The organism is Paenibacillus sp. PvR098, from assembly GCF_017833255.1.
Classification (GTDB): Bacteria; Bacillota; Bacilli; order Paenibacillales; family NBRC-103111; genus Paenibacillus_G.
In genome coordinates, this window is sequence record NZ_JAFIBU010000001.1 from 3909101 (window position 1) to 3923119 (window position 14019).

Annotated in this window: 12 protein-coding genes and 1 pseudogene; 12 read left to right on the forward strand and 1 reads right to left on the reverse strand. The window is 47.9% G+C overall.

The features are described 5' to 3' along the window. Nucleotides 1-2 precede the first annotated feature (2 nt). Nucleotides 3-1442, forward strand: coding sequence for an ABC transporter substrate-binding protein (locus JOE45_RS19270; protein WP_210022801.1), 1440 nt, complete (start codon nucleotides 3-5; stop codon nucleotides 1440-1442). A 77-nt stretch (nucleotides 1443-1519) separates the two neighbouring features. On the opposite strand, the pseudogene JOE45_RS19275 reads toward JOE45_RS19270, so the two are convergent. Further along, nucleotides 1520-1699, reverse strand: a pseudogene (locus JOE45_RS19275) (transposase); the annotation flags it as partial. A 244-nt stretch (nucleotides 1700-1943) separates the two neighbouring features. Between JOE45_RS19275 and JOE45_RS19280 the strand changes: the two are divergent. The 11 genes from JOE45_RS19280 (at nucleotide 1944) to phnC (ending at nucleotide 14004) form a co-directional block, all read left to right on the forward strand. After that, nucleotides 1944-3113 (forward strand): substrate-binding domain-containing protein, encoded by a 1170-nt coding sequence (locus tag JOE45_RS19280; protein ID WP_210022800.1) that lies wholly within the window; start codon nucleotides 1944-1946, stop codon nucleotides 3111-3113. A gap of 81 nt (nucleotides 3114-3194) precedes the next feature. Next, a complete protein-coding gene (locus JOE45_RS19285) occupies nucleotides 3195-4700 on the forward strand; it encodes a sugar ABC transporter ATP-binding protein (RefSeq protein ID WP_245247078.1) in 1506 nt (501 codons plus the stop codon). Next, nucleotides 4681-5664, forward strand: coding sequence for an ABC transporter permease (locus JOE45_RS19290; RefSeq protein ID WP_210022798.1), 984 nt, complete (start codon nucleotides 4681-4683; stop codon nucleotides 5662-5664). Before JOE45_RS19285 ends, JOE45_RS19290 begins: the two co-directional genes overlap by 20 nt. A 21-nt stretch (nucleotides 5665-5685) precedes the next feature. Beyond that, entirely contained in the window at nucleotides 5686-6870 is a 1185-nt protein-coding gene (locus JOE45_RS19295) for a Gfo/Idh/MocA family protein (protein ID WP_210022797.1), read from the forward strand. A 23-nt stretch (nucleotides 6871-6893) separates the two neighbouring features. After that, entirely contained in the window at nucleotides 6894-7928 is a 1035-nt protein-coding gene (locus tag JOE45_RS19300; protein ID WP_210022796.1) for a zinc-dependent alcohol dehydrogenase family protein, read from the forward strand. Nucleotides 7929-7965: 37 nt separating this feature from the next. Then, a complete protein-coding gene (locus JOE45_RS19305) occupies nucleotides 7966-8814 on the forward strand; it encodes a sugar phosphate isomerase/epimerase family protein (RefSeq protein ID WP_210022795.1) in 849 nt (282 codons plus the stop codon). A 194-nt stretch (nucleotides 8815-9008) separates the two neighbouring features. Beyond that, nucleotides 9009-9335, forward strand: a complete 327-nt coding sequence (locus JOE45_RS19310) for an ArsR/SmtB family transcription factor (RefSeq protein ID WP_210023564.1) — start codon at nucleotides 9009-9011, stop codon at nucleotides 9333-9335. 178 nt (nucleotides 9336-9513) lie between these two features. After that, a complete protein-coding gene (locus JOE45_RS19315) occupies nucleotides 9514-11259 on the forward strand; it encodes a SulP family inorganic anion transporter (protein WP_210022794.1) in 1746 nt (581 codons plus the stop codon). Nucleotides 11260-11549: 290 nt separating this feature from the next. Next, nucleotides 11550-12482, forward strand: a complete 933-nt coding sequence (phnD, locus tag JOE45_RS19320; protein WP_210022793.1) for a phosphate/phosphite/phosphonate ABC transporter substrate-binding protein — start codon at nucleotides 11550-11552, stop codon at nucleotides 12480-12482. A 6-nt stretch (nucleotides 12483-12488) separates the two neighbouring features. Further along, nucleotides 12489-13235 (forward strand): phosphonate ABC transporter, permease protein PhnE, encoded by a 747-nt coding sequence (gene phnE, locus JOE45_RS19325; RefSeq protein ID WP_210022792.1) that lies wholly within the window; start codon nucleotides 12489-12491, stop codon nucleotides 13233-13235. A gap of 1 nt (nucleotide 13236) precedes the next feature. Beyond that, nucleotides 13237-14004, forward strand: a complete 768-nt coding sequence (gene phnC, locus JOE45_RS19330; RefSeq protein WP_210022791.1) for a phosphonate ABC transporter ATP-binding protein — start codon at nucleotides 13237-13239, stop codon at nucleotides 14002-14004. Nucleotides 14005-14019: the final 15 nt, after the last annotated feature.

The following is a 14019-nucleotide window of genomic DNA, read 5'->3' on the forward strand; positions in this document are numbered from 1 at the left end:
ATATGAAGGCTAAATGGGGTGTCCTCTTAACGCTTATTTTCATGATGATAACGACAGGCTGTTTGGGTTCAAGGCTAAATACGACAGCTCCGGACCAAGGACTCACTCAAGCTCCGCGCCCAACGATTCGTGTCCTCTATGCAACCAATGAAGCGGGTTCAGAGGCCGTTATCGCTGCAGCGGAGAAATATGAACTGAAAACTGGCATTCACATTGAAGTCAGCACGTTGCCCTATAACAATTTGCAGGAAAAAGTGTTTTCGGAGCTCGCGCAGAGGAGCGGCTATTATGATCTGATGGCCGTGGATACGCCATGGATGCCCAAAATTATAAAGCACCTGGAGCCGATGGGCGCCTATATTCAAAATACGAAATCGCCGTATACCATTCAATTGGATGATTTTATTGCCAAGGTGTTTTTGGATACGTCCGTTTATAAGAAGGATTCTCCTCAGCAGGAGCCTCCGCCGCTAAATACCATCAGCTTGGAAGCCATTACCTCAGCCGGGTTCGATGTATGGAGCCTTCCGATTCAATCCAATGTCCTAACGGTCAGCTATCGGAAAGACTTGTTTGACGATCCCCAATATAAAGATGAGTTTCAAAAGGTATATAACCGGGAATTGACCATCCCACAAACGCTGGAGGAATATTTGGCTATTGCGAAGTTCTTTACACGCGATACGGATTATGACGGGAAACCGGACTTGTATGGCACCACCTTGATGGGCAGTAAGCATGAGGCTAATTTTGTCGATTTCAAATCCTTTCTCAGTGTGTATGGGGGACAGATTTTTGACGAGAAGCTAAAGCCTGTTTTTCATAATGAAAAGGGAGTTCAGGCTCTAAAGACCTATGGAGACTGGATTCATCTGCATAAGGTAACTCCGCCGGACGTGTTAGACTATACTTGGGATGAGGTTCCCATTGTTTTTGGATTCGGACAATCAGCCATGGGCATGAATTATCACAACATGAAGCTCGATCCGCGGGTGAAGGGCGGACAAGTCGGCTACTTCATGTTCCCCGGCGTGAAGGTCGACGGTACCCTTGTAAGAGGGCCTCATTTCGGTTCTTGGGGAATCGCTATAAACCAATATTCATTGCGTAAGCAAGAAGCTTATGAACTCGCGGAATATTTGACAGGCCCGAACACCCAAAAGGAGTACTTACAATTTAACCAGCATGTCACCCGTAAATCAGCCTACGAGGCTTCGAGAAAAGTATCCGATGCAACCTTGCGGGAGTATTATCAGGTACTCGGTAATTCGTTAAGCGTCGGCGTAGGTCGACCGAGAATTACAAATTACGATGAGGTGTCGGAAGCGGTACAAGCGGCGATTCATGATTATTTGACAGGCAGGAAGGATGCGAAAACCGCGCTTACCGAGGGGGCTGGGCGAGTAGAAGCGTTGATGAAGCAGGCTGGTTATTACGATTAGGATAGATCAAATGAGGAGGGTGTCCCAAAAGTGAAAATTAAAGACCCGCGGGACACGGCTGATATTCAGGAAAAATGTTTGGTAAGCATCTTCGGATGATAGCTGTCTCGTCCACCTCCAGGGTAAGCCGTGTCAAAGATGGCGTCGTCGAGCCGATTCACGGCTTCATTCACGACGCGAACGAGGTGATTTTGAGGGATGCCTTCTTCTAAATCCATTGGAAGGCATAGTTGATCCATGGTATATTGAATGTACAAAGAAACCGCTCCTTTTGTTATGGTTGGTCGCACATCCATTTCACCAAGGAACGGTTTCTTTTTGTTGACTAAATTACAAAGAGGGTGCGGCTTTGGATGCAGTCGGATTAAAATCTTCCCCCTGCGGGTTAAATTATTCGGCTACTTCGGGTGAAAACAAAACCTTATACTTGGCTTATCCAAGTGAAACAAGCTTAGCTTGGAAGGGAATATAAAAATATTTTATTAAAGTGAGGGGCAGCAAATGAAGAAAAACATGACAACTGCGTTCATTCTAATGCTTGCACTGAGTCTAACGCTTATGGGCTGCGGGAAGCAAGGTTCCACGGGCACCGATAGCGCGGCGCAAACAAATACGAATTATGTAAACGTTTCCGGACCGCTGACCATCAACCCAAGCATTCCTGATTTGGAGGTTTTGGATAAAGGGCCTAATGGGGAGCAAGCCGTTTCCGCCAAGTCGCTGCAGCTTACGGAAGAAGAGCTCCAGAAGATCAAAGACGGAAAATACAAAGCAGCCATTGTAATGCACTATTCCGGAACGGACTATATGACCGCAGCGGTTAATGCAATGAAAGATACCTTTGCGAAGATGGGTATTGAGGTTGTTGCCGTTACCGATGCACAGTTTAAAGCGGAGAAACAAGTGAATGATATTGAAACGGTTTTGGCGAAGAAGCCTGACATCATGATTTCCGTTCCTGTCGATTCGGTCTCTACAGCAGGCGCATATCGTAAAGCCGTTCAGCAAGGGGTAAAGCTGGTGTTTATGGATGGCGCTGCAGACGGACTTGCAGCGGGCAAGGACTATGTCAGCGTAGTATCCGGTGACAACTATGGTAACGGTGTGCTGGCCGCTGACATTATGGCTGAAAAGATCGGCGGCCAAGGGAAAGTAGGCTTGGTTTATCACGACGTAAACTTCTTTGTAACGAAGAACCGTTCCGATGCATTCGAAGCGACGATCAAAGCGAAATACCCGAACATTGAAATCGTTGCTAAGGGCGGCATTACGGACCCGAATAAAGGGCAGGAAGTCGCGGCGGCTATGCTCACAAGAAATCCTGACATCAAAGGGATTTTTGCCCCTTGGGATGTCCCGGCTGAAGGCGTTATGGCTGCAGCACGTACCGCAGGCCGCAATGATCTTGTAGTTACAACCGTGGACTTGGGTACGAACGTAGCTTTATCCATTGCTTCTAATGGCATTGTTCAAGGACTCGGAGCTCAGCTTCCTTACGATCAAGGTGTAGCTCAGGCGATCCTGGCCGGTTATGGGATTCTTGGAAAAGAGGCTCCTGCTTATGTAGCTTCCCCTGCGATTAAAGTAACGAAGGAAAACGTATTGGACAATTGGAAGCTAATCTATGGCGTGGACGCTCCGGCAAGTGTTCAGAATGCTTTGAAAAAGTAAATTGACATTACGTAAAATAAATTTACAGATAGAGGCAGCTGATTGCTGGTCTGCGGCCTCTATCAAAAATGAAGAAGGTGAATGATTGTGGATCAGCCTATACTTGAAATGAAGGGGATTTGCAAAGCCTTCAATGGAATTACAGTGCTCGATCAAGTGGATTTCTCAGTGAAAAAAGGCGAGGTACATGCCTTAATGGGAGGGAATGGCGCCGGTAAATCGACATTAATGAAAATACTTACTGGCGTATACAATGCCGATCAAGGCGATATTTTTATCGAGGGAAAACAAGTCAGCATCAAAAGTTTCGAAGACGCGCAAAAAAACAAGATATCGATGATTTTTCAAGAGTTTAGTTTAATTCCGACCCTTACGGTTGCACAAAATATTTTTCTGGCTCGAGAGTCAAAAAACGTTTTAGGGCTTCTGAATGATAGGGAAAGTGAAAGAAAAACGGAAGTGCTGCTGAAGGAATTAGGCGTGAATATAAAGCCTACGGACCTGGTGCAGAATTTGGGCGTAGGTTACTGGCAGATGACCGAGATTGCTAAAGCACTGTCGCAAGAAGCCAAAATCTTAATTATGGATGAGCCGACCTCATCGCTCACCAAAACCGAAACGGAAGTTTTATTCTCATTTATCAACAAATTGAAAGCAAAAGGTTACTCCATCGTGTATATTTCCCATCGTATGGATGAAATCTTTCAAATATGTGATCGAATCACCATTATGCGGGACGGTCGATACATTACAACGGAGACTTGCGCTGAGACCGATCTGGATACCGTTATCCATCATATTGTCGGCATGGAGTTTGACAAAGCCTTTGAGTGGAAGGAACGGAGTTACTCAACTAACGTTCCCCCTGTTCTGGAAGTGAAGCGCGTTACCTCGGGAACAAAGGTGCAGGACGTGAGCTTTAACGTTTATCCCGGTGAAATTGTAGGGATCGCCGGTTTGATGGGAAGCGGAAGAACGGAACTGGTGCGAACCATTTTTGGAATCGATCCCAAGCAAAGCGGGGAAGTGCTGGTTAACGGTAGAAAGCAAAGCATCAAGGACGTGCAGGACGCGATAGAAGCGGGGATTGCCTTAATTCCCGAGGACCGCCGGATGCAAGGGTTAGTGCTTCAGCATAGCGTTAAAGATAATATGACCCTGCCCATTTTGTCCAAATTGAAAAAAGGGCTTCTGCTGGATAACCAAAAATCAAATGAGATCAGCAAGAAATTTGTTGAAAAATTAAATATTAAGACCGACCACATCTTTAAACAAGTAAACCTGTTATCCGGAGGGAATCAACAAAAGATTGTGCTGGCCAAATGGTTGGCTAACGACCCTACCGTACTTTTGCTTGACGAGCCGACGATCGGTGTCGACATCGGAGCAAAAACAGAAATCATGGAAATCATTCGGGCCATGGCCGACAGCGGCAAGGCGATACTCGTTGTTTCTTCAGAACTCCCCGAACTGCTTGCGCTAAGTGATCGAGTGATCGTTATGCATGAAGGACGTGTGAAAAAGGAGCTGAAGCGTAAAGAGATTCAATCAGAGGAGGAGTTGCAGTATGCAATCCAAGGTTTCTAGTGTGCAGCAGGCATCGAGCGGTTCATTCCTTAGCAAATTCGAATGGCGTAATTATATTGTCTACTTGGCCTTTATCGGCGTATTCATTTATTTTTCCGTTTCGTTGTTCGACGAAGGATTTTTAACATCAGGCAATTTGCTGAATATCGTCAGACAAACCACGACGATCACATTAATGGCACTTGCCATGACGTTCGTTATTAGCACAGGGGAAATTGATCTTTCGGTTGGTTCCATTACTGCGCTATCCGCGTTAACAGGCGCTTTGGCTCTCCAAGCCGGTTTCGGAATATTAGGCGGGTTTGTTGCCGGCGTAGGTACCGGCGTTCTTGTCGGGTTGATTAACGGTTTGCTGGTAACCAAAGTAGCGATCCCGTCCTTCCTGGTTACGCTCGGTACGATGGGAGCGGTCAAAGGAGCCGCGATGTGGATTACCGATACGGCGCCGGTGCCTATTGTTGATACGAATTTTAACTTTATTTTCGGCTCGGGTGACATTGGTCCGATTCCGGTGCTTCTGATTTGGACGATTATTTTTACGGTCATAGCTCATGTATTGCTTCGCAAGACTTCCTTTGGCCGACAAACTCTGGCTACAGGCGGTAATGAGAACGCAGCCCGATTCTCAGGCGTGAAGACGAAGAGAATTAAGCTTCTGGTGTTTCTAGGCACCGGCTTTATGGCTGGATTAGCGGGGCTTCTCTATGCGGGTCGTATGAACGCGGGAAGATTTTCCTTTGGTGAAGGCGATGAGCTTTCCGTTATTGCGGCGGTCATCTTAGGCGGAACCAGCTTGTTTGGCGGAGTAGGTACGGTGATCGGTACGGTTGTAGGCTCTTTGATGATCGGTACGATTAACAACGGGCTGATCATTATGGGGCTGGACGTAAGCCAACAAATGATCATTAAAGGGTTAATTATTATTTTAGCCGTTGCCTTCGGTAAGAAAGCGCTGAAGAAATAAGGAAAGATCGGAGGACGAAGCATGAAGGACACCATTAAAGTAGGCGTCATTGGCAGCGGGTTTATCGGACCTACCCATATTGAAGCCATTCGTAGATTGGGATTTGTAGAGGTCGTCGCTCTTGCTGAGCATGGCCTGGAAAAGGCTAAGAGTATAGCAATGAAATTAAGTATTCCCCGCGCTTACGGAGATTACAAGCAGCTGCTGAACGATCCCGATATCGACGTGGTCCATAATTGCACGCCTAATCATCTGCATTATCAAATCAATAAAGAGATCATCGAAGCGGGAAAGCACGTCTTGTCTGAAAAACCGCTGGCGATGGACCGCCGGGAATCCGCGGAGCTGCTTGCTTTAGCAAGAAAGCATGGGATTGTCCATGGAGTGAATTTTAACTATCGGCAATATCCAATGATGAAACAGCTCTCGGAAATGATTAAGCAGGGGGAGCTTGGCCAGGTGAACCTGGTGCATGGCAGCTACTTGCAGGATTGGCTCTTGTTCGACACCGATTATAATTGGCGCTTGGCTAAGGAAGTCGGGGGTAAATCCCGCGCTGTTGCTGATATCGGCTCGCACTGGTGCGATACGGTTCAGTATGTTACCGGAAAAAGAATCGTAGAAGTGTTCGCTGATCTTTGGACGGTTCTTCCAGAACGAAAAAAGCCAAAGGCGAACGCGGCAACGTTCGGAGCCGCTTCTCAGGAAGATGCAGGCTATGAATCTGTTGAAGTCAGCACGGAGGATTACGCTTCGGTTCTTGTTCATTTTAACGATGGAAGCAAAGGGGTATTCACCGTTTCACAGGTCAGCGCAGGCCGAAAAAACAGGCTCAGCTTCGAACTGAACGGAAGCCATAAATCCGCATTCTGGAATCAAGAAGAACCGGCGCAATTATGGATTGGCTACCGCGATCAGCCGAATCAATGGTTAATGGCGGACCCATCTCTTTTCTTAGAGGAAGTAAAGCCCTCGATTCACCATCCGGGGGGACACAGCGAAGGCTGGCCGGATTCTATTAAAAATATGATGCTGAATTATTACAACTTTATACGTAACGGCAAGAATCCTTTACAAGATAAAACCGATTTTGCAACCTTCGAGGATGGACATGTTTCGATGTGTATTACGGATGCGATATTGCAAAGCCATGAGGAGAAGAAATGGGTTAAAGTTCAGCTAAACGAGGAAGGTCATTCTAAATAACCATACTATTGGAGGAATAAACGATGACAATGAAAGCGGTATTGTTTCCGGGCGACAGAAAAGTAGAAGTGAAGGAAGTTCCCATCCCGACACCAGGCTCTCATGAAGTGCTCATCCGAATGAAGGCATCCGCCATATGCCGCAGCGATATGAGCTTGTACTATGGGAATCAGGGTGTAGTCGGAGATGCGGGCAAGTCGGGCTGCGTCCATCCGGGACATGAGCCGGCAGGAGAAATTGTCGAAGTAGGAGAGGGTGTCACCCGATTCAAGACAGGCGATCGCGTTGCCGTCTATTTGGCTATAGGCTGCGGAGAGTGCGGGCACTGCAGGAGCGGCTACAAAATGTTCTGTAAGGAATGGAAATGCATCGGTTTTGACCAGCATGGAGGAGATGCGGATTACATGGTGGTACCGGCTGAAAACTGCATGAGAATTCCGGATGGGATGAGCTACGTAACCGCAGCCGTTTCCACAGATGCTGTCGGCACTTTGTACCATGCCCAAAAAAGGCTTGCCATTAACGGTCGGGATACGCTCGTTATCTTTGGACTTGGACCGATGGGCGGCGCAGGCGTCATGGTCGCTAAAGGCTTAGGCGCAACCGTCATTGCCGTCGATATGCTGGATGAGCGTTTAGAGGTCGCTAAAGAGCTTGGAGCAGATTACACCATCAATGCCAAAACGAATGTATTGGAACAAATTATGGAGATCACCAAAGGACGCGGAGCCGATGCGGGAATTGATTGCTCCGGCAGCCCCATTGCGCAAAATACCGTATTGGATAGCCTTCGGGCACATGGCAGAGCCGCATTTATCGGAGAAGGCAAGGAAGTCACCATTAAGCCTAGCGAGCAGCTGATTCGTAAGCAAATTACATTGATGGGCTCTTGGTATTTCCCGATCTTCGAGTACGATGAAATCACGAAATTCATTATGGATAAAGGGCTTCCGGTAGAGAAGTTAGTATCTCACACCTTTAAGCTGGAAGAGGCGGAAACGGCGTTCCGCATGTTTGATGAAAGAAAAACGGAAAAAGCCGTGTTTGTTTGGGAATAATTTAACAAAAAGTAAAATAAACGAGGAGATGTTGTAGATGAAAGGCATTTCATTCAACACTTGGCCTTACAGCGGTTTTCCGGTGTGGGTACCTTCTTACCCGCTGGAAGAAACCATCCGCAGAATTGCTTCCTTCGGTTATGACGGCATTGAAATCGGCTGCGCCAGTCCGCACGCATGGCCTGATCATGTAACGAAAGAACGTCGTCGGGATATATTAACGCTGCTAAAAGAACAGAATCTTAAAGTTGCTTCTATGCTGCCTGCTCCCGGGGGCGGGCCTGGTAACAACCCGAGCTCGCCTCTGCTGGAAGAACGGAAATTTACCATCAACCATTATAAAGATGTTCTGCGTCTAGCCCATGATTGGGAATGCCCGACCGTGATTTATATTGCCGGCTGGGTCGTGTACGGCACTTCGCAATCGGATGCTTGGAACTACAGCTTGGAGGGACTCGCGGATATCGCGGGCTACGCGAAAGAGCTGGGCATCACGATGGTCGTGGAGCCGACTCCGACCGATAGCAATCTGATTGAAACAGCGGATGATGCTCTCCTGTTAAGCGAACAAACTGGCATGTCCAATGTTAAGGTGATGTTTGACACATTCCATGCCCTATACCGTAATGAAGTTGCCAGCGACTATGTATACCGGATGGCCGATAAGCTCCACCATATCCACATCGCTGACAGTGAACGATTGCCTCCGGGACAAGGCCGTTGCGATTTTACGGAAGTATTCAAAGCCCTGAAAGCGATCAATTATGACGGGTATTTGTCTATGGAGGTTGGCTTTCATACAAGACAGGCTGAGCCGGATTGGTACGCGAGAACCTCTATTGAGTATGTGAAAGCGAAATTGAAAGAACTAGATTGGCAAAAGTAATCTCTTCAGAGAGAAGTGCAATTCATGTAGTGGAAGGATAACCGGTTACACAAAAGGGGCTAATCCATAGGATTGGCTCCTTTTGCGTAAAGTGAACAACGACGATCAGAGAAGATTTATATGAACCGAAGACGGATGCTTGCCTAAAACTATGCTATGATACGTATAGTAGAAGCATGGATAAAGGGGATCTTGTGATGCAGCAAATCCAACAATTTAAAGCGGAGTTCTTCAAGGCGTTAGCTCATCCGATGAGGATCCGCATTCTAGAAGTGTTAAGCGAGGGAGATAAGAATGTCAACGAACTGCAGACGATACTAGGCTCTGAGGGTTCGGCCGTATCTCAGCAGTTGGCTGTTTTGCGAAATAAAAATGTGGTTTACGGGAAAAAAGAAGGGACTTCCGTTATTTATTCTTTACGGGATCCGTTAATCAAAGACTTATTGGCTGTAGCCAAACAAATTTTTGATAATCATCTGGTGGATGCGATATCCTTGCTGGAAGACATTCGGAAAGAATAAGACATTCATTAAACGAGCAAAAAATTCAAGTTGCGTGATGAGTATAATAAGAGACTAATTTTGCCCGGCTGTTGCTGACAAGCCGGTTATTTTTGTTGTTGACAATCGAAAGAAGGGAGGAGTAGTATTTCATATATATTCAAATAATCAAATATTCAGAGAAAAGAAGGTTGGTCCCATGCAGCGAATGGGCAGATTTAAAGGTTATACCCTGACTGCTTTTCGCAATGATATGATTTCCGGGCTGATCGTAGGGGTTATTGCCATTCCGCTTGGTATGGCATTTGCCATTGCATCCGGTGTCAAACCGGAGTATGGGATCTATACGACCATCGTAGCGGGAATATGCATTTCATTGTTTGGTGGCTCTAAATATCAAATTGGCGGGCCGACCGGTGCGTTCATCCCGGTACTTTTTGCGATTGTGATGGAGTACGGCTATGAAAATTTGCTGATTGCCGGCTTCATGGCCGGAGTTCTTCTCGTTCTCATGGGCATATGCAGGCTGGGTATTTTAATCAGATATATTCCCAGACCTGTAACGATTGGTTTTACCGCCGGAATAGCGATGATTATTTTCAGTGGTCAGATCGCCAGTTTTTTGGGATTACAGGATATCGAAAAGCATGAAGATTTCCTTTCTAATATGAAAGAAATCGCTGCCCATCTCTCGACCTTTGACGGGTATAGTATCTTGACAGCCTTCATTTGTTTGGGGGTCATTCTTCTAACATCCCGATATACACCGAAAATCCCGGGTTCTCTAATTGGGCTCATTCTTTCAAGCGCGGCTGCTATTTTATTTTTTGATGGTAAAGTGCCAACGATCGGTTCTGCATTCGGAGCGATCCCGGACAGCCTGCCTCACTTTCAATTTCCGCAGCTGACTTGGGAAAGGATCGAGATGCTGCTCGGACCAGCTCTTATCATAGCGATGTTAGGGGGAATTGAATCTCTATTGTCCGCGGTAGTTGCTGATGAAATGACGGGTAGCCGGCACAACAGTAACCGGGAATTAGTGGGTCAAGGAATCGCGAATATCGTTACCCCGTTGTTTGGAGGCATACCAGCAACGGGCGCGATTGCACGGACGGCAACCAATATCAAAAACGGCGCAGTTTCTCCCATGTCCGGCATCATTCACGGGTTGACCGTACTGGGGGTACTCCTTCTATTTGCGCCGTTTGCTTCCCGCATTCCATTGGCGAGTATGGCACCCATTTTGATGATCGTTGCATGGAATATGAGCGAGCGCAAAGCATTCGCCCATATCCTAAAGATGAAAAGCAGCGATACCTTGATCCTTCTCGTTACTTTTATATTAACGGTTCTCACTACGTTGACAACTGCTGTAGGTCTTGGTTTGCTGCTAGCCATTTTATTATTTTTGAAGCAGATGGGCGACACGACCTCCATAACGAAAGTCCTGCCGGGTTATTCCTCCAAGCGAGGGAAGAAGAAGCTGCATCGAACGAAGAGGCCGGATTGTCCGCAAATGAACATTTATCATGTGGAGGGGCCGCTTTTTTTCGGTATGGCTCATGCTTTGGAAAAAAGCATCCCGGGTATCCTGCAAAGTAAGAAGAAGATACTGCTGTTTGAGATGGGAAAAGTGCCTTTCATGGATGTTACCGGGGCAGCGGATTTTGGTCGTCTCATTATACATGTTAGGCAATCGGGCGGAGTGGTTCTATTATCTGGTGCAGGGGGACAACTCGTATCAACTCTGGAAAAAACAGGGCTGCTCTACGATATTGGTCGAGAGCATCTATTTAATCGGATGGGCGAGGCTGTCGCATTTGCGTTAACGCAAATGGATAGCTCCCGGTGTGCGGGCTGCAAACAATTTGCTTTCCGAGAATGCGCCGCTTTATCGAATGTTGAAGCGGGAAGGGTCACAACGGCATCTGGCGCCGAGGATTAGGGTCATCTATGGAATGAGCTGCTGTCTCCTTACAGATAAATAAACGAATGCTTTTGCCTAAACCAACCTGACGGGAGAGCGTTAGGTTGGTTTTTGTTTCTTCTTCTGATGCACAAGCGATGCTTTATAACGAGTATAACGAGCTCAAAGCTTGACGGAAGATTCGAATGAAGTTTGTTCGCAAATCATTAGCAAAGGCAGAGGAACAGCTTTTCTTTTTTTTTGCTATGAACTGTGTTAATCTCAATTATTGAAATCAATACAGTTACACATAGGAGGAGAAAAGAAGAATGTTCCAAAAAAGACAATCCTTTTTGGTATTAACATGTCTGCTGATCTCTTGCTTACTTGTGGCCGCTTGCGGTAATACACAGAAGCAGGATGCGGGCAAGGCGGCAAATCAAGCTGGGGAGCAGCAGGGTGAATTCTTGATCGGCGTCATTCCTGCGCAAGGCAGTAATCAGATGCAGCTCGGTGCGGAAAAGCTCGCCAGCCTTTTGGCGGAGAAACTGGGACGCGGCGTGCGTGCGGAGGTGTATCCGGATTATAACGGTGTGGTGGAAGCGATGGGCGCCGGTAAAGTACAGATGGCTTATCTGGGACCGCTTACGTATGTGGAAGCGCATGAGCGGTACGATGTCAGGGCGATTATGACCCAGCTGATCAACGGAAAGCCGTTTTACCATTCCTATTTGATAGCGCCGGCAGATTCTCCTTATGTGTCTATCGATGATGTCGTAAAGCATGCGGGGGATATCCGGTTTGCGTTCGGAGATATCAGTTCTACCTCAGGAAGTCTGATTCCTAGTATTGCCTTGAAGAAAGCGGGTGTGTTTAAGTCCCAACAGGAGCATAAATTTAAAAGCGTTACTTATACTGGGGATCACACGGCGACGGCGCTGGCTGTCCAAAACAAGCAGCAGGATGTCGGAGCGATCGACAGCGCGTATTACAACAATCTGGTGAAGCAGGGTAAGGTAGATGGAGCCAAGATCAAAACCATCTGGCAGTCGGAGGATCTTTTCCAATATCCTTGGGCGGTCGTGAACACCATATCGGATGCTGACATTAAAGCGATACAGGAGACCATGCTTGCCATTACGGACCCAGACATCCTTAATGCGTTTGGCGGAGCCAGCGGTTTTACGCAGGCCAGCAATGAGGACTATGCAGCGATCCGGCAGGCGGCCATTGAAGACGGGCGCCTTAAGCCGAAGCAATAAACAGTAATGAAAACCATGGTTCTTCTCGCAGTCATCGCTGTCCTTCTTCTGTGGTCGGGAGCGGGAGTGGGATTAACGGCTGCATCGTTTGGCGATCTCGGCAATACGTTCCGCTTTATCTTTGAGCATTGGTTCCCGATGGATTTCTCCGATTGGCGGGCCGCGCTGAAAGCAATGATCGATACGCTTGAGATCGCCGTGTTCAGTACACTTATCGCTCTATTGATCGCTCTTCCAGCGAGCTTTCTTGCGGCACGGAATTGGGCTCCCTATCGCTGGCTCTATGATTCCACGCGGTTCTTGTTTAATTCCATTCGTTCCATTCCGGAGCTTGTTCTCGCCCTTATTTTTATTCCGACGCTGGGACTGGGTCCCATGCCCGCTGTCCTGGCGCTGATCATACACAACGTAGGCGTATTCGGCAAATTGATATCCGAGATGATTGAAGCGGCGGATGAGGGGCCGCAGGAAGCGGTAAAGGCTCTCGGAGGCACACGGTTTCTCGTTGCGGTTTACGGGATTTTTCCGCAAATTGTTCCGCTCGTTCTCTCCCAGTATTTTTACCGGCTTGAGGTGGCCATTCGTACAACGCTGATCCTCGGTATCGTTGGTGCTGGCGGAATCGGTCAGATGCTTTATAATGATTTTAAGCAGTTTATGTATCAGAAGGTGACGTTTGAGGTTCTGCTTATTATGGTGCTGGTCATGGTTGTGGATTACCTGGGCGCGTTGATTCGAAAGCGGGTGAAGTGATATGCTGGAGCTAAAAGGGATAAGCAAAAGATATAAGGGAGAGAAGACACCCGCACTTGACCGAATCGATATGCGTATTATGCCCGGAGAATTTGTAGCTGTGCTTGGCCGCAGCGGGGCGGGGAAATCGACGTTAATCCGATGTGTTAACCGGCTTGTTGAGCCGGACGCCGGCGAGATCGTTTGGAACGGCCGGACGATCACCGGGATGAATGCACGAGAGCTGCGCACTGTCCGCGGCGAAATCGGCATGGTCTTCCAGCACTTTAATCTGCTCCCGAGGCTGTCGGTACTGACGAACGTGATCGCCGGACGTTTTGCGGAGATGCCCCGCTGGCGCAGCCTGCTTGGCATATTTTCAGCTGAAGATCAGGCCCGCGCACATGCAGCGCTTCGCGAAGTCGGGCTCGAGCATCTGGCTCGGCGCCGGGTAGAGGAGTTAAGCGGCGGGCAGAAGCAGCGCGTGGCGACCGCACGCGTGGTGATGCAGCAGCCCTCGCTTCTGCTTGGCGATGAACCGATTTCGAGCCTGGACACGGTTACGGCTGAACGGGTCATGACGTTTATCGCCAAGCTTCACCGGGAACGGGCCATGACGGTAGTGCTCAATCTGCATGATGTAACGATGGCCCGCGCATACGCCACAAGAATTGTCGGCGTGACCGCAGGCCGTATCTCATTTGACGGTGCTCCTGCGCAGCTGGGGGATCAGGAGCTTCACATGATCTATCCGCCTGACGACGAGGACGGCGGTCATATTATAACGTAGAAGGGGATGGCATAT

What these genes read in the sequence shown, in the direction of transcription:
- JOE45_RS19270 (WP_210022801.1), top strand. Translation starts at nt 3, where the DNA reads ATGAAGGCTAAATGGGGTGTCCTCTTAACGCTTATTTTCATGATGATA.
- JOE45_RS19280 (WP_210022800.1), top strand. Translation starts at nt 1,944, where the DNA reads ATGAAGAAAAACATGACAACTGCGTTCATTCTAATGCTTGCACTGAGT.
- JOE45_RS19285 (WP_245247078.1), top strand. Translation starts at nt 3,195, where the DNA reads ATGATTGTGGATCAGCCTATACTTGAAATGAAGGGGATTTGCAAAGCC.
- JOE45_RS19290 (WP_210022798.1), top strand. Translation starts at nt 4,681, where the DNA reads ATGCAATCCAAGGTTTCTAGTGTGCAGCAGGCATCGAGCGGTTCATTC.
- JOE45_RS19295 (WP_210022797.1), top strand. Translation starts at nt 5,686, where the DNA reads ATGAAGGACACCATTAAAGTAGGCGTCATTGGCAGCGGGTTTATCGGA.
- JOE45_RS19300 (WP_210022796.1), top strand. Translation starts at nt 6,894, where the DNA reads ATGACAATGAAAGCGGTATTGTTTCCGGGCGACAGAAAAGTAGAAGTG.
- JOE45_RS19305 (WP_210022795.1), top strand. Translation starts at nt 7,966, where the DNA reads ATGAAAGGCATTTCATTCAACACTTGGCCTTACAGCGGTTTTCCGGTG.
- JOE45_RS19315 (WP_210022794.1), top strand. Translation starts at nt 9,514, where the DNA reads ATGCAGCGAATGGGCAGATTTAAAGGTTATACCCTGACTGCTTTTCGC.
- phnD (WP_210022793.1), top strand. Translation starts at nt 11,550, where the DNA reads ATGTTCCAAAAAAGACAATCCTTTTTGGTATTAACATGTCTGCTGATC.
- phnE (WP_210022792.1), top strand. Translation starts at nt 12,489, where the DNA reads ATGAAAACCATGGTTCTTCTCGCAGTCATCGCTGTCCTTCTTCTGTGG.
- phnC (WP_210022791.1), top strand. Translation starts at nt 13,237, where the DNA reads ATGCTGGAGCTAAAAGGGATAAGCAAAAGATATAAGGGAGAGAAGACA.